This window comes from uncultured Martelella sp., from assembly GCF_963677965.2.
Classification (GTDB): domain Bacteria; phylum Pseudomonadota; class Alphaproteobacteria; order Rhizobiales; family Rhizobiaceae; genus Martelella; species Martelella mangrovi.
Window position 1 is genome coordinate 2,231,826 of the sequence record NZ_CAXXFM010000001.1, and the last position, 19,026, is coordinate 2,250,851.

Genomic DNA, 19,026 nt, shown 5'->3' on the forward strand with positions numbered 1-19,026 from the left:
TGTCGCTCGTATGGGAAAAGTCGAAACCCGACTGGGTTGATCCCTCGCGCTGCGCACTAGCGCCATGCACAATTCAGAACACAATAACATCCGTGCGGCCCTTCGCGGGCGGCGTCTTTTGCGTTTGCCGCATGTTGCCTGCCCGTCTTTCGGGCAAGGTCATGCCGACACGCCTTTGACGGGCTGCCGGAAACAACAAACGGGAATGCGGTCATGAGCGGTGAAAATCGTTTCATGGGGCTCGCCTATCTGTCCCCATACATCATCGGCCTGCTGCTGTTTACGGCAGTGCCTTTTCTTGCCTCTTTCGTGCTGTCGTTTACCGACTATTCGCTGATGAGTTCGCCCCATTTCGTCGGGTTGAAGAACTATATCCGGCTGTTCACGCATGACCGCACGTTCAACAAGTCGCTCAGCGTCACGTTGATCTACGTGTTCTCGACCGTGCCGCTGAAGCTGGCCTTCGCGCTGTTCATCGCGGTGATCCTGAACTACAAGCTGAAGTTCATCAATTTCTTCCGCACGGCCTTCTATGTACCGTCGATCCTCGGCGGGTCCGTCGCGATCGCGGTGCTGTGGCGCTACCTGTTTGCCGATGTCGGCCTGATCAACATGATGCTCGAAGGCCTCGGCCTGCCGGAGGTCAACTGGTTCGGCGATCCCACCAATGCGCTGTTCACCATCACCCTGTTGCGGTTGTGGCAGTTCGGTTCGGCGATGGTGATTTTCTTGGCAGCGCTCCAGAGCGTCGACAATTCGCTTTACGAGGCCGCCGCCATCGACGGGGCCGGCAAGTGGAAGACCTTCTTCTTCATCACCCTGCCGTTGATCACGCCGGTGATCTTCTTCAACCTCATCATGCAGACGGTTCAGGCGTTCCAGGAGTTCAACGGTCCCTACATCATTACCGGTGGCGGTCCGCTGAAATCGACCTACCTGCTGCCGCTCTACATTTATGACGAGGCGTTCAAGAACTTCCGCATGGGCTATGCCTCGGCCATTGCCTGGGTCATGTTCGCCATCATCATGGTCCTGACGCTGATTGCCTTCTGGTCGTCACGTCACTGGGTCTACTACGCCGGCGACAAGAGGAGCTGATCATGACCGAGCAAACCTTGTCCAGCATGCTGTCCGCCCGCGATCTGGAAGCCATCCGCGCCCGCAAACGCGAACAGCGCAAAGTCGCGATCTCGTCGTTCATCCGCTATGTGGTCCTGCTTGTGGTCGGGCTGATCATGCTCTACCCGCTGATCTGGCTGATCGGCGCGTCGTTCAAGACCAACGCCGAAATGTTCACGAGCGCCGGCTTCTGGCCGACGCACCCGACCGTCAGCGGTTATATCGAAGGCTGGAAAACCTCGACGCCCTATACGTTCGGCCGGTTCTTCCTCAACACCTTCCTGATCCTGATTCCGAAAATGATCGGGACCGCGATCTCGGCCACCGCCGTTGCCTATGGCTTCGCCCGGTTCGAGTTTCCCGGCAAGAAGATCCTGTTTTCCTCGCTGATCGCGATCCTGCTTCTGCCCAACGTCGTCACCCGTATTCCGCAATACCTGCTGTTTCGGGAATTCGGCTGGCTCGACAGCTTCCTGCCGTTGTGGGTGCCCTCGGCCCTTGCCGGAGATGCGTTCTTCGTCTTCATGCTGGTCCAGTTCCTGCGCGCCATCCCGCGCGACATGGAAGAGGCCGCACGCGTTGACGGCGCCTCGAGCTGGCAGGCCCTTCTCTTCATCGTCGTACCGCTGCTCACGCCGGCCCTGATTTCGGTCTGCCTGTTCCAGTTCATGTGGACGATGAACGACTTCCTCGGGCCGTTGATCTACCTGTCCTCGGTCGACAAATACCCGGTCTCGCTGGCCCTCAAACTGTCGATCGATACCACCGAAGCATTCGCCTGGAACAAGATTCTCTCCATGTCTGTGCTCGCGATCACGCCCGCTCTCGTCGTGTTCTTCATGGCACAGAAATATTTCATCGAAGGTATCTCCGCTGGCGGAGTCAAAGGATAACAACCATGGCCAGAGTTCAGCTGAAAAATCTCGAAAAAGTCTACGGCAAGTTCAAGGCCGTTCACGGTATCGATCTGGAAATCGAGGATGGCGAGTTCATGGTGCTGGTCGGCCCGTCCGGCTGCGCCAAGTCGACGACGCTGCGCATGATCGCCGGTCTCGAACGCATCTCCGGCGGCGAGATCCGCATCGGCGACGATCTCGTCAACGACAAGGCCCCGGGCCAGCGCGGCATCGCCATGGTGTTCCAGAACTATGCGCTTTACCCGCATATGAAGGTGAAGAACAACCTCTCCTTCGGTCTTCGCCTGAAGCATGCACCGAAGGACGAGATTGCCGCTTCCACCGACGAGGTCTCCCACATTCTGGAGATCGAGGAGTATCTGGAGCGCCTGCCGAAGCAGCTTTCCGGCGGTCAGGCCCAGCGTGTGGCGCTCGGCCGTGCCCTGATCAAGAAGCCGCAGGTGTTCCTGTTCGACGAACCGCTGTCGAACCTCGATGCGAAACTGCGCGCCTCGATGCGGGTGCGCATCACCGACCTGCACAAGCAGCTGCTGGCGGACGGCATGCATTCGACCGTCGTCTACGTCACCCATGACCAGACGGAAGCGATGACCATGGGCAATCGTATCTGCGTGATGAAGGAAGGCCGGATCATGCAGGTTGCTGATCCCTTCACGCTGTACCAGAGGCCGGCCAACGCCTTTGTCGCGGGCTTCATCGGTTCGCCGGAAATGAATATCGGCGATGCCACCCTCGTTGACGGCGGAAAGCTGAAGATCGGCACGCAGGTCATCACCATCGATGAAAAGGCGCGCGCGCGCATCGACAAGGATGCCCCGACGGAAGTGACCTTCGGCGTGCGTCCCCAGCACTTCCATATTGTCGATCAGAACGCGGAAGAAGGGCTGCTGGGCCGCGTCTCCCATGTCGAGTTCATGGGCCACGAGGTCTACCTCTACATCATGGTGGAGGGGCATTCCTTCATCGTCGTCGTCCCGGCCACGGGGCTGGAGCGGCAGAACCTGCGGGATGAGCAGATCCGCATCATGCCGCAGGAAGACGCCCTGCATATCTTTCACCGCCGCACCGGCGAGAACATCTCGCTGTCGGCATGAGTTTCGTAAACCGTCTTTTTCAAAGGGAGGAAAATATGACCATGAAACTGACAATCCTGGCCGGCCTGATGGCTGCCACATCGTTGACGGCAGCCAATGCCGCCGATCTCCGCATGTCCTGGTGGGGTGGCGACAGCCGTCACCTGGCCACCCAGGAAGCGCTGAAATATTGCGGCGACAAGCTCGGCCACACCGTCTCTCCGGAATTCACCGGCTGGACCGGCCATCAGGAGAAGATCACCACGCAGTTGGCCGGCGGTACCGAAGCCGACATCATGCAGATCAACTGGCCCTGGCTGCCGCTGTTCACACCGACCGGTGAAGGTTTCGCCGATCTCAACGACTTCTCCGATATCATCGATCTGTCGCAGTGGACCGACGCGGAGCTTGCCACCTCGACGGTCAACGGCCACCTGCAGGGCCTGCCGCTGTCGATCACCGGTCGTGTACCGTTCTTCAACCAGACGACCTTCGAAAAGGCCGGTCTGGACCTGCCGAAGACCTGGGACGACATGGACAAGGCCGGCATCACCTTCAAGGAAAAGCTTGGCGAAGACTACTTCCCCTATGAAGCCTCGAGCCCGACCCAGAGTGGTCTCGACATTCGTCTTCTGATCACCGCCTATCTGACGCAGAAGACCGGCAAGACCATGATCGAGCCCGATACGCTCGAATTCAATTACAGCAAGGAAGAACTGGTCGACGGGCTGAACCTCTACAAGAAGTTCGTCGAAGACGGTGTCGTCATCCCCTGGCCGAAGGTCGCTGCCGGCGGCAATCTGGTGCTCAATGAAAATCCGGAATGGGCCAACGGCCACATTGCCGGCACCTATGCCTGGGATTCGACCTATTTCAAGATTGGCGACGTGCTTGAGGAAGGTCAGGTGCTGACGGCTTCGACCATTCCGCTTGCCGAAGGCGCCACCAATGACGGCGTCTATCGCAAGCCTTCGATGCTGTTCTCGATCTCGAAGAACTCGGACAACCAGGACGCCGCGGCCGAAGTGGTCAATTGCCTCCTGAATGATGAGGGCGCGATTGATATCCTCGGCACGACCCGCGGCATTCCGGCCTCGAAAAAGGCTCTCGAACAGCTGGAAGCGGGCGACCAGATCGCGCCTGAGCAGATGAAGGCTCACCAGATCATTCTGGCTGCGACCGGTCCGACGATTTCGCCGTATTTCGAACATCCGCAGATCTCGCAGGCGATCGGCGATCCGCTCGAAGAGTTCGCCTATGACCAGATCGACGCCGAAACGGCTGCCGATGACATTCTTTACAATGTCGAGGACGTTCTGGACCGTATCCGCAACTAGACCTTGCCGGGGGCGGCAATAGCCGCCCCCAATACTTTCGTATCCTGCTTGGACGACCATGATGAATGCCATTGAGTTGCTCGCCGTTTCGGCGAGGACGGTGACCTTTGCCGTCTTTTCCGGCGAGAATAAATACTTCCTGAAGGCCCCGGTGTCCTGGCGGCTTGCGACGGAAAACACCGGTGAGACGGTGGCAGAAGGCGTGAGCGAGCGCACCGTATTCTCGATCAATGGCCTTGAGCCGCACACGGCCTATCGTCTGGTCATCGGCGACGAGGCGCTTGATTTCGTCACAGCGCCGGAAACCGAATTCGCCGATGTTGCTGATTTCGGCGCCAGCCTTCAGTCGGAAAACAATGCGGTTGCGATCCAGAAGGCAATCGACGGTCTGCCCGAAGGCGCGACGCTCTATTTCGGCCCGGGCGTGTGGAAAAGCGGGCCGCTTTTCCTGAAATCCGGCCTGACGCTGATGCTGGACCCCGAAGCCGTGCTTTATGGCATTGCCGACCGCGATCAATACCCGATCCTGCCCGCCCGCGACGAAAACGGGCGTGTGCTCGGCACCTGGGAAGGCGTCGCCGAGGCCTGTTATGCGAGTCTCCTGACGGCAATCGAGGCGTCCGACATCGCCATTGTCGGCGGCGGTGTCATCGATGCCGGCGGCGATCGCGGCGACTGGTGGCAGTGGGCCAAGGAAACCCGCAATGGCGCGCGTCGTCCGCGCAGCCTGTTCTTCAACCACTGCAGCAATGTCACCGTCACAGGTGTCACGGTGCGCAATTCACCGTCCTGGATGGTGCATCCGGTGTTCACCGCCGATATGCTGGTGGCCGATGTGAAGATCGAGAGCGATCCGGGTTCCCCCAACACGGACGGGTTCGATCCGGAATGCTGCGAAAATGTCCGCATGCGCGGCATTCATTTCTCGGTCGGCGATGACTGCATCGCCATCAAGGCCGGCAAGCGCGATCCCAAGGGCGGGCTCGACGGGCCGACCCGTAATATCCGCATCGAAAACTGCTTCATGGAACGCGGCCATGGCGGCGTCGTCATCGGTTCGGAAATGAGCGGCACGGTCTCCGGCGTCACAGTGGCGCGCTGCGAAATGCGCGACACGGATCGCGGCCTGCGCGTGAAGACGCGGCGCGGGCGCGGCGGTTTCGTTTCCCGCATTCTGGTCGAGGACTGCGACATGGACAATGTCGCAAGCCCGTTCGTGATGAACGCATTCTATTTCTGCGATGCCGACGGCAAGTCGGACTACGTACAGTCGCGCGCCGCGCTGCCGGTCGATGACCGCACGCCGCGGATGTCGGAGATTACCTTCCGCCGCATCGTCGCACGCAATGTGCACACTTCGGCGGCCGCCTTTTACGGCCTGCCGGAAATGCCGATCGAGAACGTGACGATCGAGGACTATACCGTCTCCTACGCGCCGGGCGCAGAAGCGCAGCCACCGGTGATGGCCTGCGGGATCGATCCCGTGCGCCATGGCGGCGTCATCGCCGAAAACGCTTCCGTCACGGCCCGCAATGTCATTTTCGTCAACGAAAGCGCCGAAGAACCCTATTACCGTCAGGCACTGCTGCGCTACTGCGACGAATACGCCGCCGATTACCGCGCCTACAAGGGCGGTTCGCTCTGTTATGAGGACGGCTGCCTTTATCGTGGTCTGATTGCGCTTTACGAGACGACCGGGGAAGCGCGCTGGTTCGATCACCTCGTCCGCCATGTCAACGCGCAGGTTGACGAAGATGGCGTGATGAATGGCTATGTGGCGGATGATTTCAACATCGATAACATTCTTTCCGGCCGTGCGCTGATCTGGCTGGCGCGGCGCTCCAACGATCCGCGCTATCGCAAGGCCGCCGACCAGCTTGTTGCCCAACTGGCCGAGCATCCGCGCGTCAAGGAAGGCCCGCACTGGCACAAACACCGCTATCCCGAACAGGTCTGGCTTGACGGGCTCTATATGGGGCTGCCCTTCAAGGCTGAATACGGTCTCGCATTCGACCGGCCGGATCTCGTGACCGAGGCGGCCAACGAATTGCTGACCGGGCTTGAACTGACCTATGACGCCGAAAGCAGGCTCTATCGCCATGCCTATGATTCCGCCAGGGCGCAGCCCTGGGCGGACAAGGATACCGGGCAGTCGCCGGCCCACTGGTCGCGTGCCATCGGCTGGGCCGCGATGGCGATGGTCGATCTCGTCGAATACCTGCCGGAGGGCGAGCAGCGCTCGCAGATCATTGCGCGTTGGGCTGCGCTTGCCGAAAGGCTGGCAGCGCTCGCAACCACTGACGGCCGCTGGCTGCAGGTGCCCGACCGGCCGGAACTTGGCGGCAATTATCCGGAAAGCTCGGCAACGGCCATGTTTGCCTATGCCTTTTTGAAAGCGGATCGTCTCGGTCTTGGCGCAACCGCCGGCACCGGCCGGAAAGCCTTTGAATCGCTTTACAGGAACGCGTTCAAAATCGACGACAGTGGCCGGCGCGTTCTGGGCGCCATCGTCTGGGTTGCCGGTCTCGGCGGTTTCAATGGCCAGTATCGCGATGGCACGCCCGGCTATTACCTGACCGAGACGCTCAATCCCGACGATATCAAGGGCGTCGGCCCGTTCATGATGGGATTTGCCGAGCTGCTTGCCCGCTCACAATCATAAAAAAGCTTCCTCCCGAAGCTGGCGGCTGGCCGAAAGGTCAGCCGCCTTTTTTGTGGCTCCACAGCTAGGCCAGCACGAGCTGGTCGTCGTCGATATCGGTGCCGGCAGCGCGTCCGAAGCGTTCCAGCAGGTCGGAGACCTGAAGCCTTGAGCGTTCCTCACCCTTGATGTCGAGGACGATCCGGCCGGCATTCATCATCAGCGTACGGGTGCCATAGGCCAGCGCGTCGCGCATCGAATGGGTCACCATCAGCGTGGTCAGCTTGCGTTCCTTGGCGATCTCGTCCGACAGCGTCAGCACCTTATGGGCGGCGGATGGGTCGAGCGCCGCCGTATGTTCGTCCAGCACCAGGATCTTCATCGGCAGCAGTGTAGCCATCAACAGGCTGACGGCCTGCCGCTGGCCGCCCGACAGCGCGCCGATCGGCGTGCCCATGCGATGCTCGAGCCCGAGGCCAAGCTTTTCCAGATGCTCGGCGAACATCGCCTTCTGGTTCTTCTTGCCAAGGGCAAGACCAAGACCGCGTTTCTTGCCGCGGGCTGCGGCCAGCCCCAGATTTTCCTCGATGGAAAGCGAGGAACAGGTGCCCAGTCGCGGTTCCTGAAACACGCGGCCGACATAGCGGGCGCGCTTGGCCGCGGGCCAGTCGGTCACATCCAGCCCGTCGAGCTTGACGGAGCCGCTGTCGGGTTTGACGGTGCCGACCACGGATGACAGCAGCGTCGACTTGCCGGCGCCGTTCGAGCCGATCACGGTGACGAATTCGCCTTCATCGATCGCCATGGAAACGCCGCGCAGCGCCTTGACTTCCGTTGCAGTGCCCGGATTGAAGGTGAGGCGGATATCAGAAAGGGAAAGCATCAGTCCTGTCCCTCATCTGGCTGCTGCGCGCCGCGCACCAGCTTGAAATTGAAAAGGCTCTTGCGTCCGCGCTTGCCCCGGTTCTGGGAGAGAACCACGGCGACGGCCACGACGATGGCGGTGATCAGGTTGAGGTCCTGCGGGCGGATGCCGATGAAACCGGCTGAAAGCGCAAACGCAATGAAAAGCCGGTAGACGATAGCGCCGATAACGCAGCCGAGCGTTGCCAGAAACACGGTGCGACGGCCGAGAATGGCTTCGCCGATGATCAGCGCCGCAAGCCCGGTAACGATCGTGCCGACACCCATGGTCACATCGGCAACGCCCTGCATCTGGGCAAACAGCGACCCGCCGAGCGCGCAGAGCGCATTGGCAATCGACATGCCGAGCAGCGTCATCGCGCCGTTGCGAATGCCCTGGGCTTCGGCCATGGCCGGGTTTTCGCCCGAGGCCCTGAGGCCGAGACCAATCTCGGTCTTCAGGAACCAGTCGACAATCAGCTTGGCGCCGATGGCGATGATCAAAAGCAGGATCGTATTGCTCCACAGTCCGGCATCGACCGCGCTTTCAAAGCGTGAAAACACCGTGTCGTGGCCGTAGACCGGCAGGTTCGGCCGTCCCATGATCCGAAGGTTGACGGAAAACAGCGCGACCATCGACAGGATGCCCGCCAGAAGGTTCATGATCCCGAAGCGCACATTCAACAGGCCGGTCACGAAACCGGCGGCGGCACCTGCGAGCATGCCGAAAAACGTTGCGAGGAAAGGGTCGACGCCGTTGATGATGCTGGCGGCCGAAACCGCCGCGCCGAGGGGAAAACTTCCGTCCACCGTCAGATCGGGAAAGTCGAGAACCCGAAATGACATAAAAATGCTCAACGCCACGAGGGCGAAGAGCAAGCCGGTCTCAAAGGCCCCGGCGAGTGCGAAAAGCGTCATATTATTCGATGACCTTCTTGGCGCTGTTCTTGATGTCGTCAGGCACCGTGATGCCCATGGCTTCCGCCGCCTTCATGTTGAGGAACAGGTCCTGATTGCCCGGCACGACAACGGCGATTTCCGAGGGCGTCTTGCCGGCCAGAATTTCGGCAACCATGTCGCCGGTGACCTTGCCCATTTCGGCGTAGTTGAAGCCAAGCGCTGCAATCGCGCCGCGCTCGACGGAATCGGTATCTGTGGTGAACACCGGCAGCTGCGCGCGCTCGCCGACGGTGACGATGGCCTCAAGCACCGAGATGACCGAATTGTCGGTCGGCAGCAGGATGGCATCCGCCTTGCCGACGAGATTGCGGGCGGCGTCCGGCACCATGCTCGACTGTGCGGCGGGGCTTTCAACGACCTCGAGGCCGAGTTCTGCGGCGCCTGCCTTGATGTCTTCAACCTGTACGACCGAATTGGCTTCGCCGGGATTGTAGATCACGCCGATGGTCTTGACGTCGGGCACCAGTTTCTGGATCAGCTCCAGTGCGGGTTTGGGCGGTTGCTTGTCGGATGTGCCGGTAATGTTGGCTTCCGGATGCTCGGGATTTTCGACGAGGCCGGCAGCCACCGGATCGGTGACGGCGGCGAAGATGACGGGCGCATCGCCCATGGAATTTTTCAACGCCTGGGCCGACGGCGTGGAAATGCCAACCGCGACATCGGGCTTGAGACCTGCAAATTCCGAGGCAATCTGCGTCTGGGTGGTCATGTTGTTCTGCGCGGAACGGGCAACCACCGTCAGGTTGTCGCCTTCGGTATAGCCCTTTTCGGCGAGGCTTTCGATAATGCCCTCGCGCACGGCGTCAAGGGCGGGATGTTCGACGATATAGGTAATGGCGACGGTCTTCTCGTCGGTGTCCTGCGCCAATGCCGGCGCGGCAAAACCCGCCATCGCGGCCACGGCGGCGGTGGCCAGCACCGCTGTCTTCAGTTTGAGCATATTGAACCCCCTGTCAGGATTATTCTTGCGCGGCGTCGCGCGGCGTAATCACGCCCGGCAGTTTGGCCTGCCGCTTGGCGGCGGTCAACGCCGGAACATCGCCCTTGACGACTTTATTTTGTTGACGACAGGCAAGCAGACACCGCGCGCCACAGGGGCTGCGCTGTCGGGCGTCGCATTCGCCGCGGCCGGTCCGGCCTCAGGTGATCTGCAGCGAGCCTTCCGCGTTCATCAGAAGGTCGATCACGTCGGGGGCGGCGATGATCTCGAAATCGGGGTCCATGTCTTCCGCGCTGAAGCCGTTATGCTTCATGCAGGCGCCGCAAATGGCAATATTGCCGCCGGTCTCGCGGAATTTCGCCAGAAGGTCGGGTACGGGGGCAAAGGGCGCGCCGATCGCCATTCCGTCGGCGGCACCCGGCCTTCCGAGTTCGACGGCCTCCGCCATCAGGATCAAGGTGGCGCTGTGCCCCTTGGCAAGGGCATTGACCGCCATGGTGAAGGCGACCGTGACCTTGTTCGGGTTGGATTTTCCGTCGAAAAGCGTTGATACGAAAGCTGTGGGCTGCATGTTTGCTCCTCCTTTTCCCGTCACACATCTAATACGCGACAGGGCGCGCACAAGTGTGACATTTTCGCAGGCAATTGCATCGCCGCGGCGGCGGCGATAACAAGGAGAGCGTCTGACAAGGGATAGGGTGTGTGATGGCAGAAAGCGAAATCAGGCTTGAGGAAGGCTGGCGGCAAAAACTCAAACCGGAATTCGAGAGCGCCTATATGGCCGCGCTCCGTTCCTTTCTGGTGGAAGAAAAGCGCGCCGGGCAGACCGTTTTTCCCAAGGGAAATGAATATTTCCGCGCGCTCGACCTGACCCCGCTTGAAAGCGTCAGGGTGGTCATTCTCGGGCAGGACCCCTATCACGGCCCGGGACAGGCCCACGGGCTCTGCTTTTCGGTGCAGCCGGGCGTGCGCGTGCCGCCATCGCTGGTCAATATCTACAAGGAACTGGCCACCGATGTCGGTTTCCAGAAGGTCAATCACGGCTTTCTGGAACACTGGGCGAAGCAGGGCGTGCTGCTGCTGAACTCCGTTCTCACCGTGCGGCAGGCCGCTGCGGCCTCCCATCGCGGCAAGGGCTGGGAGAATTTCACCGACGCCGTCATCCGCGTGGTCAATGACGAGTGCCCCCATGTCGTCTTCATGCTCTGGGGCGCCTATGCGCAGAAAAAGGCATCCTTCGTCGACACATCCCGTCATCTGGTGCTGAAATCGCCCCATCCATCGCCGCTTTCCGCTCATAACGGTTTTTTCGGCTGCCGGCATTTTTCCAAAGCCAACCAGTTTCTTCTGGAGCAGGGGATGGAGCCGGTGGACTGGCAGTTGCCGGAAGATCCCGAAGACAGCTGACGGCGTGCGCCGTTCAAGACAGGCGGCGTCTGCGATCTCGCTGCCGCCTGTCTATGTTACATCAAGGCTTGAAAACAATCAGAGGAGGGGCGGATGTCGCACCATTCGAATTTCTTTATCGACGGCAAATGGGTCAATCCCGACCGGTCGGAGACGATCGATGTCATCAATCCCGCAACCGAAGAGGCCATTGCCACCATTGCCCTTGGCGGCGCGAGCGATGTGGACAAGGCCGTGATGGCGGCGCGCAAGGCCTTTGACAGCTTTTCACGCACCACGCGCGAAGAGAGGATGCAGCTTCTGGAGCGTGTCCTGCAATGCTACATGGCGCGCACGGATGATCTTGTGGCGGCCGTCAGCAGCGAAATGGGTGCGCCGCTGGCTCTGGCGAAAGGCGCGCAGGTGCCCGTCGGCGCCGCGCATATTCGCTCGACGCTGGAGGCGCTCGGCACATTCAGCTTTTCCGAGGTGCGCAATCGCGGCCTGATCGTGCGGGAACCGATCGGGGTCTGTGCGCTGATCACACCGTGGAACTGGCCGCTGAACCAGATCGCGGCGAAGGTGGCGCCGGCGCTTGCGACGGGCTGCACCATGGTGCTGAAACCGTCCGAAATCGCGCCGCTGACAGGGATCATCTTTGCCGAAATCCTGGAGGAGGCGGGCGTTCCCGCCGGTGTGTTCAACCTTGTCAACGGAACCGGCCCGGATGTCGGCCAGGTGATGGCCGAACACCCGGAAGTCGATATGGTGTCGTTTACCGGTTCGACGCGCGCAGGCATCATCGTTGCCAAGGCGGCGGCCGATACCGTCAAGCGGGTGTGCCAGGAGCTCGGCGGTAAATCGCCCAATATCGTGCTGGATGATGCCGATCTTGAAGATGCGGTCTCGCGCGGCGTGCGGGATTGTTTCCAGAACAGCGGGCAATCCTGTGACGCGCCGACGCGCATGCTGGTGCCGGCGGCAAAACATGACGCGGCCGTCGACATCGCCCGGCGGACGGCCAAAACCCTGAAGGTCGGCGATCCCGGATCCGAAGACACCGATCTCGGCCCGCTGGTCAGCGACCGGCAATATGAAAAGGTTCAGGGCCTGATCGAGACGGCGATTGCGGAAGGCGCGACGCTGGCGGTCGGCGGACCGGGCCGACCCGACGGGATCAATCGCGGCTATTTTGCGCAGCCGACCGTGTTCGCCAATGTCGATAACAACATGACCATCGCCCGGCAGGAAGTGTTCGGTCCGGTCTTGTCGATCCTGCCCTACGGCAGCGAGCAGGAGGCGATCGATATCGCCAACGACACCGAATACGGGCTCGCCGCCTATGTTCAGTCGGGCGATATCGACCATGCCCGCGCCGTGGCGATGCGGCTTCGCGCCGGCAATGTTTCGATCAACGACAGCGATTGGGATACATCGATCCCCTTCGGCGGCTACAAACAGTCCGGCAATGGTCGCGAATTTGCCGATTGGGGCATGGAGGATTTTCTCGAAATCAAGGGGATACGCGGCTACAAGGCTTAAAATTCCCGCAGAAGACGCTACATTGTGGCCGGACCCGCTTGGCCGTTGCAGCCGGGTCCGGCTGCGGTCAGGCGGTAAGACAGGTTTTCAGAGGCGGTTTCACATGAAGAAAAGCATCAATCCGGCCGGCGTTCGCAAGCCCTTCGGCAACTACAGCCACGGCCTTTATGTGCCGCCGGGCGCCGGGCTGCTTGTGACCTCCGGTCAACTCGGCATCGGTGCGGACGACGTGATCCCGCGCTCCGTCAGCGCGCAGGCGGAACTGTGTTTCGAGGCCATCGGCAAGATCCTCGCTGAAGCCGATATGGGGTTTGAGGACGTGATCCGCATCAATGGCTATGTCACGACCCGCGAGGATTTTCCCGCCTATATGGATGTCCGCGACCGCTTCGTCACGGACCCGAAGCCGGTTTCCACGCTGCTGATCGTCAGCGGTTTCACCCGCGCCGAGTTTCTGGTCGAAGTCGAGGTGACGGCCGCCAAACTGCCGTGATGCTGCTTTTTACCTATCCGGCCGGAGGTCAGCAGGCAGGAACGGGCACAGGGCAGGCGGCGATTATGGGCTTGGAAACAGTGAAAATCGCCCTAAATCGGTAATACTATGGCGGTCGGTGCGCACAGCTTGCCGTGAATGCTTTCAGCGTCTTGCTTGCCGCCGGTTGACACCGCTTCTATAAGCGAAAGGGACAAGGCTGGTGCGGGACGCTATCAACCGCCCCCCTTGCGCACCGCAACACTGAGACAGAGCGTGTTTGTTTTCAAAGCAGGCACGCATCACCCGGAGATCAGGCCGATGAATAACGCCGCCAAGACGACAATCGACGACAGCCAGGTCGAGTGGTTCACGAAAATGGCGGCCGAATGGTGGGATCCGACCGGCAATTTCAAGCCGCTGCACAAGTTCAATCCGGTGCGGATTTCCTATGTCCGGGAAAAGGCGTGCAAGCATTTTGGCCGTGACGAGAAATCGGCGCGGCCGCTCACGGGCCTGAAGATCCTCGATGTCGGCTGCGGCGGCGGGCTTCTGGCGGAACCCCTGACACGCATGGGCGCCAGTGTTACCGGCATCGATCCGGCCGAAAAGAATATCGGCATTGCCACCACCCACGCCGCTGAATCGGGGCTGGAGATCGATTATCGCGCGACCACAGCCGAAGCGTTGGCCGAAGCGGGCGAGACCTTCGATATCGTGCTCAACATGGAGGTGGTCGAGCATGTTTCGGATGTCGACTTCTTCCTGAAGACAAGCGCTTCTCTGGTACGACCCGGCGGCATGATGCTGGTGGCGACCATCAATCGCACGCTGAAGGCCCGGGCACTGGCGATCTTTGCGGCCGAGCGGGTGTTGCGCTGGCTGCCGCCGGGCACCCATCAGTATGAAAAGCTGGTGCGGCCCGAGGAAATCGAGAAGCCGCTGAAAGACGTCGGCATGGAGATCGTGGAGCGTCAGGGCGTGTTCTATAGTGTGTTGACCGACAGCTGGAACCGTTCGACGGACACCGATGTCAACTACATGGTGCTGACGACCAAGCCGGAGGCCTGAAGCGGTCTACCGGAAAACTTCGTTGGGATAGACGCCCCAGAGATCGTTCTGGTGCATGTAGCCGGAAACGCCCTTGACCTCGAGTTCGCACCAGGTGCCGTCGCATTCTTCCAGATGGACGATCACGCCGGGTTCGATGCTGGCAACATTGCGGGCTGAATCATTGGCGCTGGCCTTCACAGCGAGATAATTGTCCTCTTTCGCACTGTTTCCGCGCAGCCATGGCGCGACCATCGCGTTGCGCACCGACGACAGCACCGACACATGCATCCAGCCTTCCGTGCCGTCGGCATCGCGGACCTGGCGCCAGACGGCGTATTCCTCGATGATCTCGACGGGCAGGCCGGGACGCTGGTAGATCCACTTGGTGGCGTAGTTGAAACCGGGTCCGACGCGCATGCGGGCACGATCCGGCTTGATGATGGCAAAGCGGGGAAGCGGCGCACCGGAGGCTCCGCGCCGTTCGCTCTGTGCCTGAACCGGCGACACCGGCGAGACAACGGCGAAGACGAAAAGCGCACACAGGAACAGACTGACGATACGACGCATGGCAACCCTTTGATAGTCCGCCCGGTTTGAGGGCTTGCATGGCGTGATTTCGGCACGGAAACGGCTTCGGCGCTGCGACAGCAATGTTTTCGCGCCGCGGCGTTCCGCTTCCGGTGGAAATGCGCCTGCAATATGTGCATTATCGCCAAACATGTTTAATGAGCTGTTAACCGATGACCCACCCGAAGAAACCCGATGTCTTTGTCACGCGAAAACTGCCCGCGCCGGTCGAGGCGCGTATGCAGGAACTGTTTTCGGTTACGCTGAACCGCGACGACCGTCCGCTGTCGCGTGACGAACTGGCCGATGCCATGGGCCGGGCCGATGTTCTGGTGCCAACCCTGACGGACCGGATCGATGCGGAGCTGATCGAAAAGGCCGGGCCGCGGCTGAAGCTGATCGCAAGCTTTTCCAACGGCGTCGATAATGTCGATGTCAACGCCGCCGCCAAAAAGGGCATCACCGTTACCAATACGCCGAACGTGCTGACGGAAGACACAGCCGACATGACCATGGCGCTGGTGCTGGCCGTGCCGCGCAGGCTTGCCGAGGGCGCACGCTTCCTGTCGCGCGCCGAACCCGGCGAGTGGCAGGGCTGGAACCCGACATGGATGCTCGGTCGGCGCATCTGGGGCAAGCGTATCGGCATTGTCGGCATGGGCCGCATCGGCACCGCGGTCGGGCGTAGGGCCAAGGCCTTCGGGCTTTCGGTGAACTACCACAATCGTGGCCGCATCAGCCCGGAAACCGAGGCCGAGCTGGAGGCGACATACTGGGACAGCCTCGATCAGATGCTGGCCCGTGTCGATATCGTTTCGGTCAATTGCCCGTCGACGCCGGCGACCTATCACCTGATTTCCGCCCGCCGCCTGCAGCTGATGCGGCCGGAAGCCTATATCGTCAACACTTCGCGCGGCGATGTCATCGATGAAGAGGCGATGATCAGATGCCTCGAGGAAGACAGGATTGCCGGGGCCGGTCTCGATGTCTTTGAAAACGAACCGGATATCAATCCGCGCCTGCTGGAACTGGCGAAGAACGGCAAGGCCGTGCTGCTGCCGCATATGGGCTCGGCGACGCTCGAAAGCCGGGTTGATATGGGTGACAAGGTGATCATCAACATCCGCACCTTCTTCGACGGCCACCGCCCGCCGAACCGGGTTTTGCCGGGGCGGGATTGAAGCGGAGCGAAGCCGATGCGCCGTTTGCACGGTCTCGTGTTCTTCACCTTGCTGATCGTCGCCGGTGGGCCGGTCGCGGTTGAATCGCGCATGCCCGCACCGATGTCGCCGGCGGTTTTGCCGGTCGTGCCAGTCGTGCCGGTGGCCGGCTGGACCTGCGGGCAGGCGTCCAGCTGTGCAGAGGCGGTGCAGCACTGGTGCGGCGGCTATCGCCGGGCCGACGGCGACAGTGACGGCATCCCGTGTGAGAATGTCTGCAAATCACGGATCGAGGTCAATCGCATCCGCAGCCGGATCGGCTGCTGACGGACGCATCATCCCAATGCAGCAAAAAGCCCGTCGGCGTCATTGGTGGTGATCTGGTCGGCTTTCAGCGCCAGAAGCCGCTCGACGCGCGCAAGGTCTTCCGCGCTGCTGCCCCTGATCGTCCATGCATCAACGGTCTTTCCGGCGGCATGGAAAGCGGCGATCATGTCGAAACCGGCGTCTTCTGCGGCGAAAATCAGTTCGAAATGGAGGTAGAACATCTCTGCTTCAGGCGCGGTTGCCAGGGCATTGGCGACGAACGCGGCGTAGCGGCCGTTTGCCATCACCTTTTCCATCGCGCCGTCCAGGCAGGGATCATGGCCCGTCAAAAGACCGGGTGCGGCTTGCGAAAGTCGCCTGACGGCATCCGCATGCCCGCCGGACAGGATCATGTAGCGGGCGACCGGGCGGACGGCTTCGGCAAAGCGGGCAATACTGTCCGGTGAAAAGGCGGAAAGCGGCTCCTTGAGATCGAGCTGCAGAATGGCGGTATCGTCGACGCTGCTTGTTGCCACCAACTGGGCCAGATCATCGAAAAGCATCACGTTTTCGCCGCTATCCCGTCCGGCGGGATCGAGAAGACGGGCAGCGCGGACCTGATCGGCGCTTGCCATGGCGACCGGTCCGGTGCTGGTGGTCGATTGTTCCAGCCGTTCGTCGTGCAGCACCGCCAGGGCGCCGTCAGCGGTCAGCTGCAGATCGATTTCGCTGCTTGCGCCAGCTTGCAGGCCCTCGGCGATGCGGGCTCTCGAAAATGGCGTATCGGCCGGAAAGCGCTTTCCGCGATGCCATTTCAAAAGCGTGCGGTGGCCTTTGCGGATAATGGCGACGGGTGCTGTCACGCTCAGTTCTTTCGCTTGGCGACGAAGCGGGCCGCCTCGACCAGGGTTTCGGCTTTTGCACCGAAGGGCGACAGCAATGTTGAGGCCTCGTCCACCAGTTCGCCAAGGCGGTTTTCCGCCCATTCGACCCCGTGAAGGGCAACCAGCGTGCCCTTGCCGCGTCCGACATCCTTGCCGGTTGCCTTGCCCATGGTTTCGCTATCGGCCGTCAGGTCGAGCAGGTCATCGGCAAGCTGGAAGGCAAGGCCGACCACGGCGCCGTAGCGATGAAGCCGCGCGCGTTCGTCTTCGCCGGCGCCGGCAATGATCGCGCCCGCTTCGGCTGCGAACCGGATCAGCGCGCCGGTCTTCATGGCCTGCAGCGTGACGATGCCGGCTTCGTCGGGCGGTGATTTTTCCGCCGCCAGGTCCAGTGCCTGACCGCCCACCATGCCGCCAACCCCGGCTGCCCGCGCCAGCGCCGAGACGAGCTTCAGCCGCGCTGCAGGCTCAAGCCCGGTGGCATCATCGGCAATGATGTCGAAGGCAAGTGTCAGCAGGCTGTCGCCCGCCAGAATGGCGCCGGCCTCGTCAAAGGCTTTATGCACCGTCGGCCGACCCCGCCTGAGATCGTCATCGTCCATGGCCGGCAGATCGTCGTGGATCAGCGAATAGCAGTGAACGCATTCCAGTGCGGCGGCCACCCTGAGCGCGGCCTCCTGCGGGCCGTCGAAAAGCCGGGTGCTTTCGATTACGAGAAACGGTCGGAAGCGCTTGCCGCCGTTTAACACGCCATGGCGGATTGCCGCCATCAGCGTTGGCGGACGGGCGGTTTCGCCGGCAAGGGGGGCGGGGCCGAGAAGAGCGTCGAGGCGGGCTTCCACCTGCTGGCGAGCATCGTCAAGACGGGCGGTGAAGGTCTGATCTGTCATGCGCTTCTCTTGGCATGGCGCCGGGCGCCGTTCAAGCCGGAATGACCGGCGCATATTGCCGCTGCCTTCTTTTCAAACAGGCCGTTTTCGGGCTAAGGAGAAGGCGGTTTTTATGAGGATCGGTTGATATATGGGCGAAACGCCGGAGTTTGATGAGGATGAAGCCCCGCGGCGGAGCTTTTTCCGGCGCTGGTTCCGTATCGTCGCGCTTGTGCTGCTTGTTGCGGTTCTTCTGCCTTATTTGCTGCTGCCGCTTTACCGTCCGGCCTTCGTGCATCCTGTCTCGGTGCCGATGCTGTCGCGGATTTTTACCGGCTATGACCGGGAGTGGGTCGCCTTCGATGATATCGCCCCGGTTCTGGTACAATCGGTGCTGATGTCGGAAGACGGGCAATTCTGCAATCACTACGGCATCGACTGGCGCGAATACAAAGCCGTGGTCAAGGATGCGCTCGCCGGTGAAGAGACGCGCGGGGCCAGCACCATCCCCATGCAGACGGTCAAGAACCTGTTTTTGTGGAACAGCCGCTCTTATCTGCGCAAGGTTCTGGAGCTGCCGCTGGCGGTTGCCGCCGATGCTTTCTGGCCGAAGAAACGGATCATGGAGGTCTATCTCAACATCGCCCAATGGGGGCCGGAGACCTTCGGCATCGAGGCTGCAGCACAGGAGCAGTTCGGGGTTTCCGCTGCCGATCTTTCCCGCCGTCAGGCCGCCCTGCTGGCCGTGTCCCTGCCGAACCCCACCGGCAGGCAGGCCGCCGCACCGAGCGCTCATATGAACCGGCTTGCAAACCGCGTGGAGCGGCTTGCCGCACGCTCCGGCGCATACATTCACTGCCTTTATGACTGATATCCGATAAATCCATTGGTGTGGCG

Annotated in this window: 19 protein-coding genes; 12 read left to right on the forward strand and 7 right to left on the reverse strand. The window is 61.3% G+C overall.

From position 1 onward, the window contains the following. Positions 1–213 precede the first annotated feature (213 nt). The 5 genes from ACHZCU_RS10445 to ACHZCU_RS10465 all read left to right on the forward strand — a co-directional run bounded on the left by ACHZCU_RS10445 (position 214) and on the right by ACHZCU_RS10465 (position 7,108). Positions 214–1,098, forward strand: coding sequence for a carbohydrate ABC transporter permease (locus ACHZCU_RS10445; RefSeq protein ID WP_106309596.1), 885 nt, complete (start codon positions 214–216; stop codon positions 1,096–1,098). A 2-nt stretch (positions 1,099–1,100) separates the two neighbouring features. Continuing rightward, positions 1,101–2,012, forward strand: a complete 912-nt coding sequence (locus ACHZCU_RS10450; protein ID WP_106309599.1) for a carbohydrate ABC transporter permease — start codon at positions 1,101–1,103, stop codon at positions 2,010–2,012. A gap of 5 nt (positions 2,013–2,017) precedes the next feature. Beyond that, on the forward strand, positions 2,018–3,130 hold the full coding sequence (locus ACHZCU_RS10455; protein ID WP_106309602.1) for an ABC transporter ATP-binding protein: 1,113 nt from the start codon (positions 2,018–2,020) through the stop codon (positions 3,128–3,130). Positions 3,131–3,165: 35 nt separating this feature from the next. After that, a complete protein-coding gene (locus ACHZCU_RS10460; protein ID WP_394706047.1) occupies positions 3,166–4,446 on the forward strand; it encodes an ABC transporter substrate-binding protein in 1,281 nt (426 codons plus the stop codon). Positions 4,447–4,507: 61 nt separating this feature from the next. Next, positions 4,508–7,108: a glycoside hydrolase family 88 protein gene (locus tag ACHZCU_RS10465; protein ID WP_319518730.1), complete on the forward strand. Its 2,601-nt coding sequence runs from the start codon at positions 4,508–4,510 to the stop codon at positions 7,106–7,108. 64 nt (positions 7,109–7,172) lie between these two features. Here ACHZCU_RS10465 and ACHZCU_RS10470 read toward each other — a convergent pair whose 3' ends face one another. The 4 genes from ACHZCU_RS10470 to ACHZCU_RS10485 form a co-directional block, all read right to left on the reverse strand. Next, the gene (locus tag ACHZCU_RS10470) at positions 7,173–7,970 is read right to left on the reverse strand and encodes an ATP-binding cassette domain-containing protein (RefSeq protein ID WP_319518731.1); all 798 of its coding nucleotides are present in this window, start codon (positions 7,968–7,970) and stop codon (positions 7,173–7,175) included. After that, positions 7,970–8,908 (reverse strand): ABC transporter permease, encoded by a 939-nt coding sequence (locus ACHZCU_RS10475; protein ID WP_106309608.1) that lies wholly within the window; start codon positions 8,906–8,908, stop codon positions 7,970–7,972. Before ACHZCU_RS10475 ends, ACHZCU_RS10470 begins: the two co-directional genes overlap by 1 nt. A gap of 1 nt (position 8,909) precedes the next feature. Further along, positions 8,910–9,881: an ABC transporter substrate-binding protein gene (locus ACHZCU_RS10480; protein WP_319519780.1), complete on the reverse strand. Its 972-nt coding sequence runs from the start codon at positions 9,879–9,881 to the stop codon at positions 8,910–8,912. 208 nt (positions 9,882–10,089) lie between these two features. Next, positions 10,090–10,461: a DsrE family protein gene (locus ACHZCU_RS10485; protein WP_319518732.1), complete on the reverse strand. Its 372-nt coding sequence runs from the start codon at positions 10,459–10,461 to the stop codon at positions 10,090–10,092. Between the two features lie 134 nt (positions 10,462–10,595). Between ACHZCU_RS10485 and ung the strand changes: the two genes are divergently transcribed. The 4 genes from ung (at position 10,596) to ubiG (ending at position 14,361) form a co-directional block, all read left to right on the forward strand. Continuing rightward, the gene (ung, locus tag ACHZCU_RS10490) at positions 10,596–11,297 is read left to right on the forward strand and encodes a uracil-DNA glycosylase (protein WP_319518733.1); all 702 of its coding nucleotides are present in this window, start codon (positions 10,596–10,598) and stop codon (positions 11,295–11,297) included. A gap of 93 nt (positions 11,298–11,390) precedes the next feature. Beyond that, positions 11,391–12,818 (forward strand): aldehyde dehydrogenase family protein, encoded by a 1,428-nt coding sequence (locus ACHZCU_RS10495; RefSeq protein WP_319518734.1) that lies wholly within the window; start codon positions 11,391–11,393, stop codon positions 12,816–12,818. Between the two features lie 103 nt (positions 12,819–12,921). Continuing rightward, positions 12,922–13,311: a RidA family protein gene (locus ACHZCU_RS10500; protein ID WP_106309623.1), complete on the forward strand. Its 390-nt coding sequence runs from the start codon at positions 12,922–12,924 to the stop codon at positions 13,309–13,311. A gap of 300 nt (positions 13,312–13,611) precedes the next feature. Further along, complete coding sequence (ubiG, locus tag ACHZCU_RS10505; RefSeq protein WP_319518735.1) at positions 13,612–14,361, forward strand: bifunctional 2-polyprenyl-6-hydroxyphenol methylase/3-demethylubiquinol 3-O-methyltransferase UbiG; 750 nt, start codon at positions 13,612–13,614, stop codon at positions 14,359–14,361. Between the two features lie 6 nt (positions 14,362–14,367). Here the strand turns inward: ubiG and ACHZCU_RS10510 are convergent, their stop codons facing one another. Then, the gene (locus ACHZCU_RS10510) at positions 14,368–14,910 is read right to left on the reverse strand and encodes an SH3 domain-containing protein (protein WP_319518736.1); all 543 of its coding nucleotides are present in this window, start codon (positions 14,908–14,910) and stop codon (positions 14,368–14,370) included. A 173-nt stretch (positions 14,911–15,083) separates the two neighbouring features. Between ACHZCU_RS10510 and ACHZCU_RS10515 the strand changes: the two genes are divergently transcribed. Then, positions 15,084–16,091, forward strand: coding sequence for a D-glycerate dehydrogenase (locus ACHZCU_RS10515; RefSeq protein ID WP_106309630.1), 1,008 nt, complete (start codon positions 15,084–15,086; stop codon positions 16,089–16,091). Positions 16,092–16,106: 15 nt separating this feature from the next. Then, positions 16,107–16,397 carry an excalibur calcium-binding domain-containing protein gene (locus tag ACHZCU_RS10520; protein WP_319518737.1) on the forward strand — a complete coding sequence of 97 codons (291 nt, stop codon included), beginning with the start codon at positions 16,107–16,109 and terminating at the stop codon, positions 16,395–16,397. 8 nt (positions 16,398–16,405) lie between these two features. On the opposite strand, the gene ACHZCU_RS10525 is transcribed toward ACHZCU_RS10520, so the two are convergent. Both ACHZCU_RS10525 and ACHZCU_RS10530 read right to left on the reverse strand, forming a co-directional pair. Then, on the reverse strand, positions 16,406–17,239 hold the full coding sequence (locus tag ACHZCU_RS10525; RefSeq protein ID WP_319518738.1) for a glycerophosphodiester phosphodiesterase family protein: 834 nt from the start codon (positions 17,237–17,239) through the stop codon (positions 16,406–16,408). Between the two features lie 2 nt (positions 17,240–17,241). Then, positions 17,242–18,150, reverse strand: coding sequence for a farnesyl diphosphate synthase (locus ACHZCU_RS10530; protein WP_319518739.1), 909 nt, complete (start codon positions 18,148–18,150; stop codon positions 17,242–17,244). A 130-nt stretch (positions 18,151–18,280) separates the two neighbouring features. Here ACHZCU_RS10530 and ACHZCU_RS10535 point away from each other — a divergent pair, with 130 nt between their 5' ends. Further along, positions 18,281–19,000, forward strand: a complete 720-nt coding sequence (locus tag ACHZCU_RS10535; protein ID WP_319518740.1) for a transglycosylase domain-containing protein — start codon at positions 18,281–18,283, stop codon at positions 18,998–19,000. Positions 19,001–19,026 lie beyond the last annotated feature (26 nt).

Coding starts and splice junctions, on each gene's coding strand:
- ACHZCU_RS10445 (WP_106309596.1), top strand. CDS start 214: ATGAGCGGTGAAAATCGTTTCATGGGGCTCGCCTATCTGTCCCCATAC.
- ACHZCU_RS10450 (WP_106309599.1), top strand. CDS start 1,101: ATGACCGAGCAAACCTTGTCCAGCATGCTGTCCGCCCGCGATCTGGAA.
- ACHZCU_RS10455 (WP_106309602.1), top strand. CDS start 2,018: ATGGCCAGAGTTCAGCTGAAAAATCTCGAAAAAGTCTACGGCAAGTTC.
- ACHZCU_RS10460 (WP_394706047.1), top strand. CDS start 3,166: ATGACCATGAAACTGACAATCCTGGCCGGCCTGATGGCTGCCACATCG.
- ACHZCU_RS10465 (WP_319518730.1), top strand. CDS start 4,508: ATGAATGCCATTGAGTTGCTCGCCGTTTCGGCGAGGACGGTGACCTTT.
- ACHZCU_RS10470 (WP_319518731.1), bottom strand. CDS start 7,970: ATGCTTTCCCTTTCTGATATCCGCCTCACCTTCAATCCGGGCACTGCA.
- ACHZCU_RS10475 (WP_106309608.1), bottom strand. CDS start 8,908: ATGACGCTTTTCGCACTCGCCGGGGCCTTTGAGACCGGCTTGCTCTTC.
- ACHZCU_RS10485 (WP_319518732.1), bottom strand. CDS start 10,461: ATGCAGCCCACAGCTTTCGTATCAACGCTTTTCGACGGAAAATCCAAC.
- ung (WP_319518733.1), top strand. CDS start 10,596: ATGGCAGAAAGCGAAATCAGGCTTGAGGAAGGCTGGCGGCAAAAACTC.
- ACHZCU_RS10495 (WP_319518734.1), top strand. CDS start 11,391: ATGTCGCACCATTCGAATTTCTTTATCGACGGCAAATGGGTCAATCCC.
- ACHZCU_RS10500 (WP_106309623.1), top strand. CDS start 12,922: ATGAAGAAAAGCATCAATCCGGCCGGCGTTCGCAAGCCCTTCGGCAAC.
- ubiG (WP_319518735.1), top strand. CDS start 13,612: ATGAATAACGCCGCCAAGACGACAATCGACGACAGCCAGGTCGAGTGG.
- ACHZCU_RS10510 (WP_319518736.1), bottom strand. CDS start 14,910: ATGCGTCGTATCGTCAGTCTGTTCCTGTGTGCGCTTTTCGTCTTCGCC.
- ACHZCU_RS10515 (WP_106309630.1), top strand. CDS start 15,084: ATGACCCACCCGAAGAAACCCGATGTCTTTGTCACGCGAAAACTGCCC.
- ACHZCU_RS10520 (WP_319518737.1), top strand. CDS start 16,107: ATGCGCCGTTTGCACGGTCTCGTGTTCTTCACCTTGCTGATCGTCGCC.
- ACHZCU_RS10530 (WP_319518739.1), bottom strand. CDS start 18,150: ATGACAGATCAGACCTTCACCGCCCGTCTTGACGATGCTCGCCAGCAG.
- ACHZCU_RS10535 (WP_319518740.1), top strand. CDS start 18,281: ATGGGCGAAACGCCGGAGTTTGATGAGGATGAAGCCCCGCGGCGGAGC.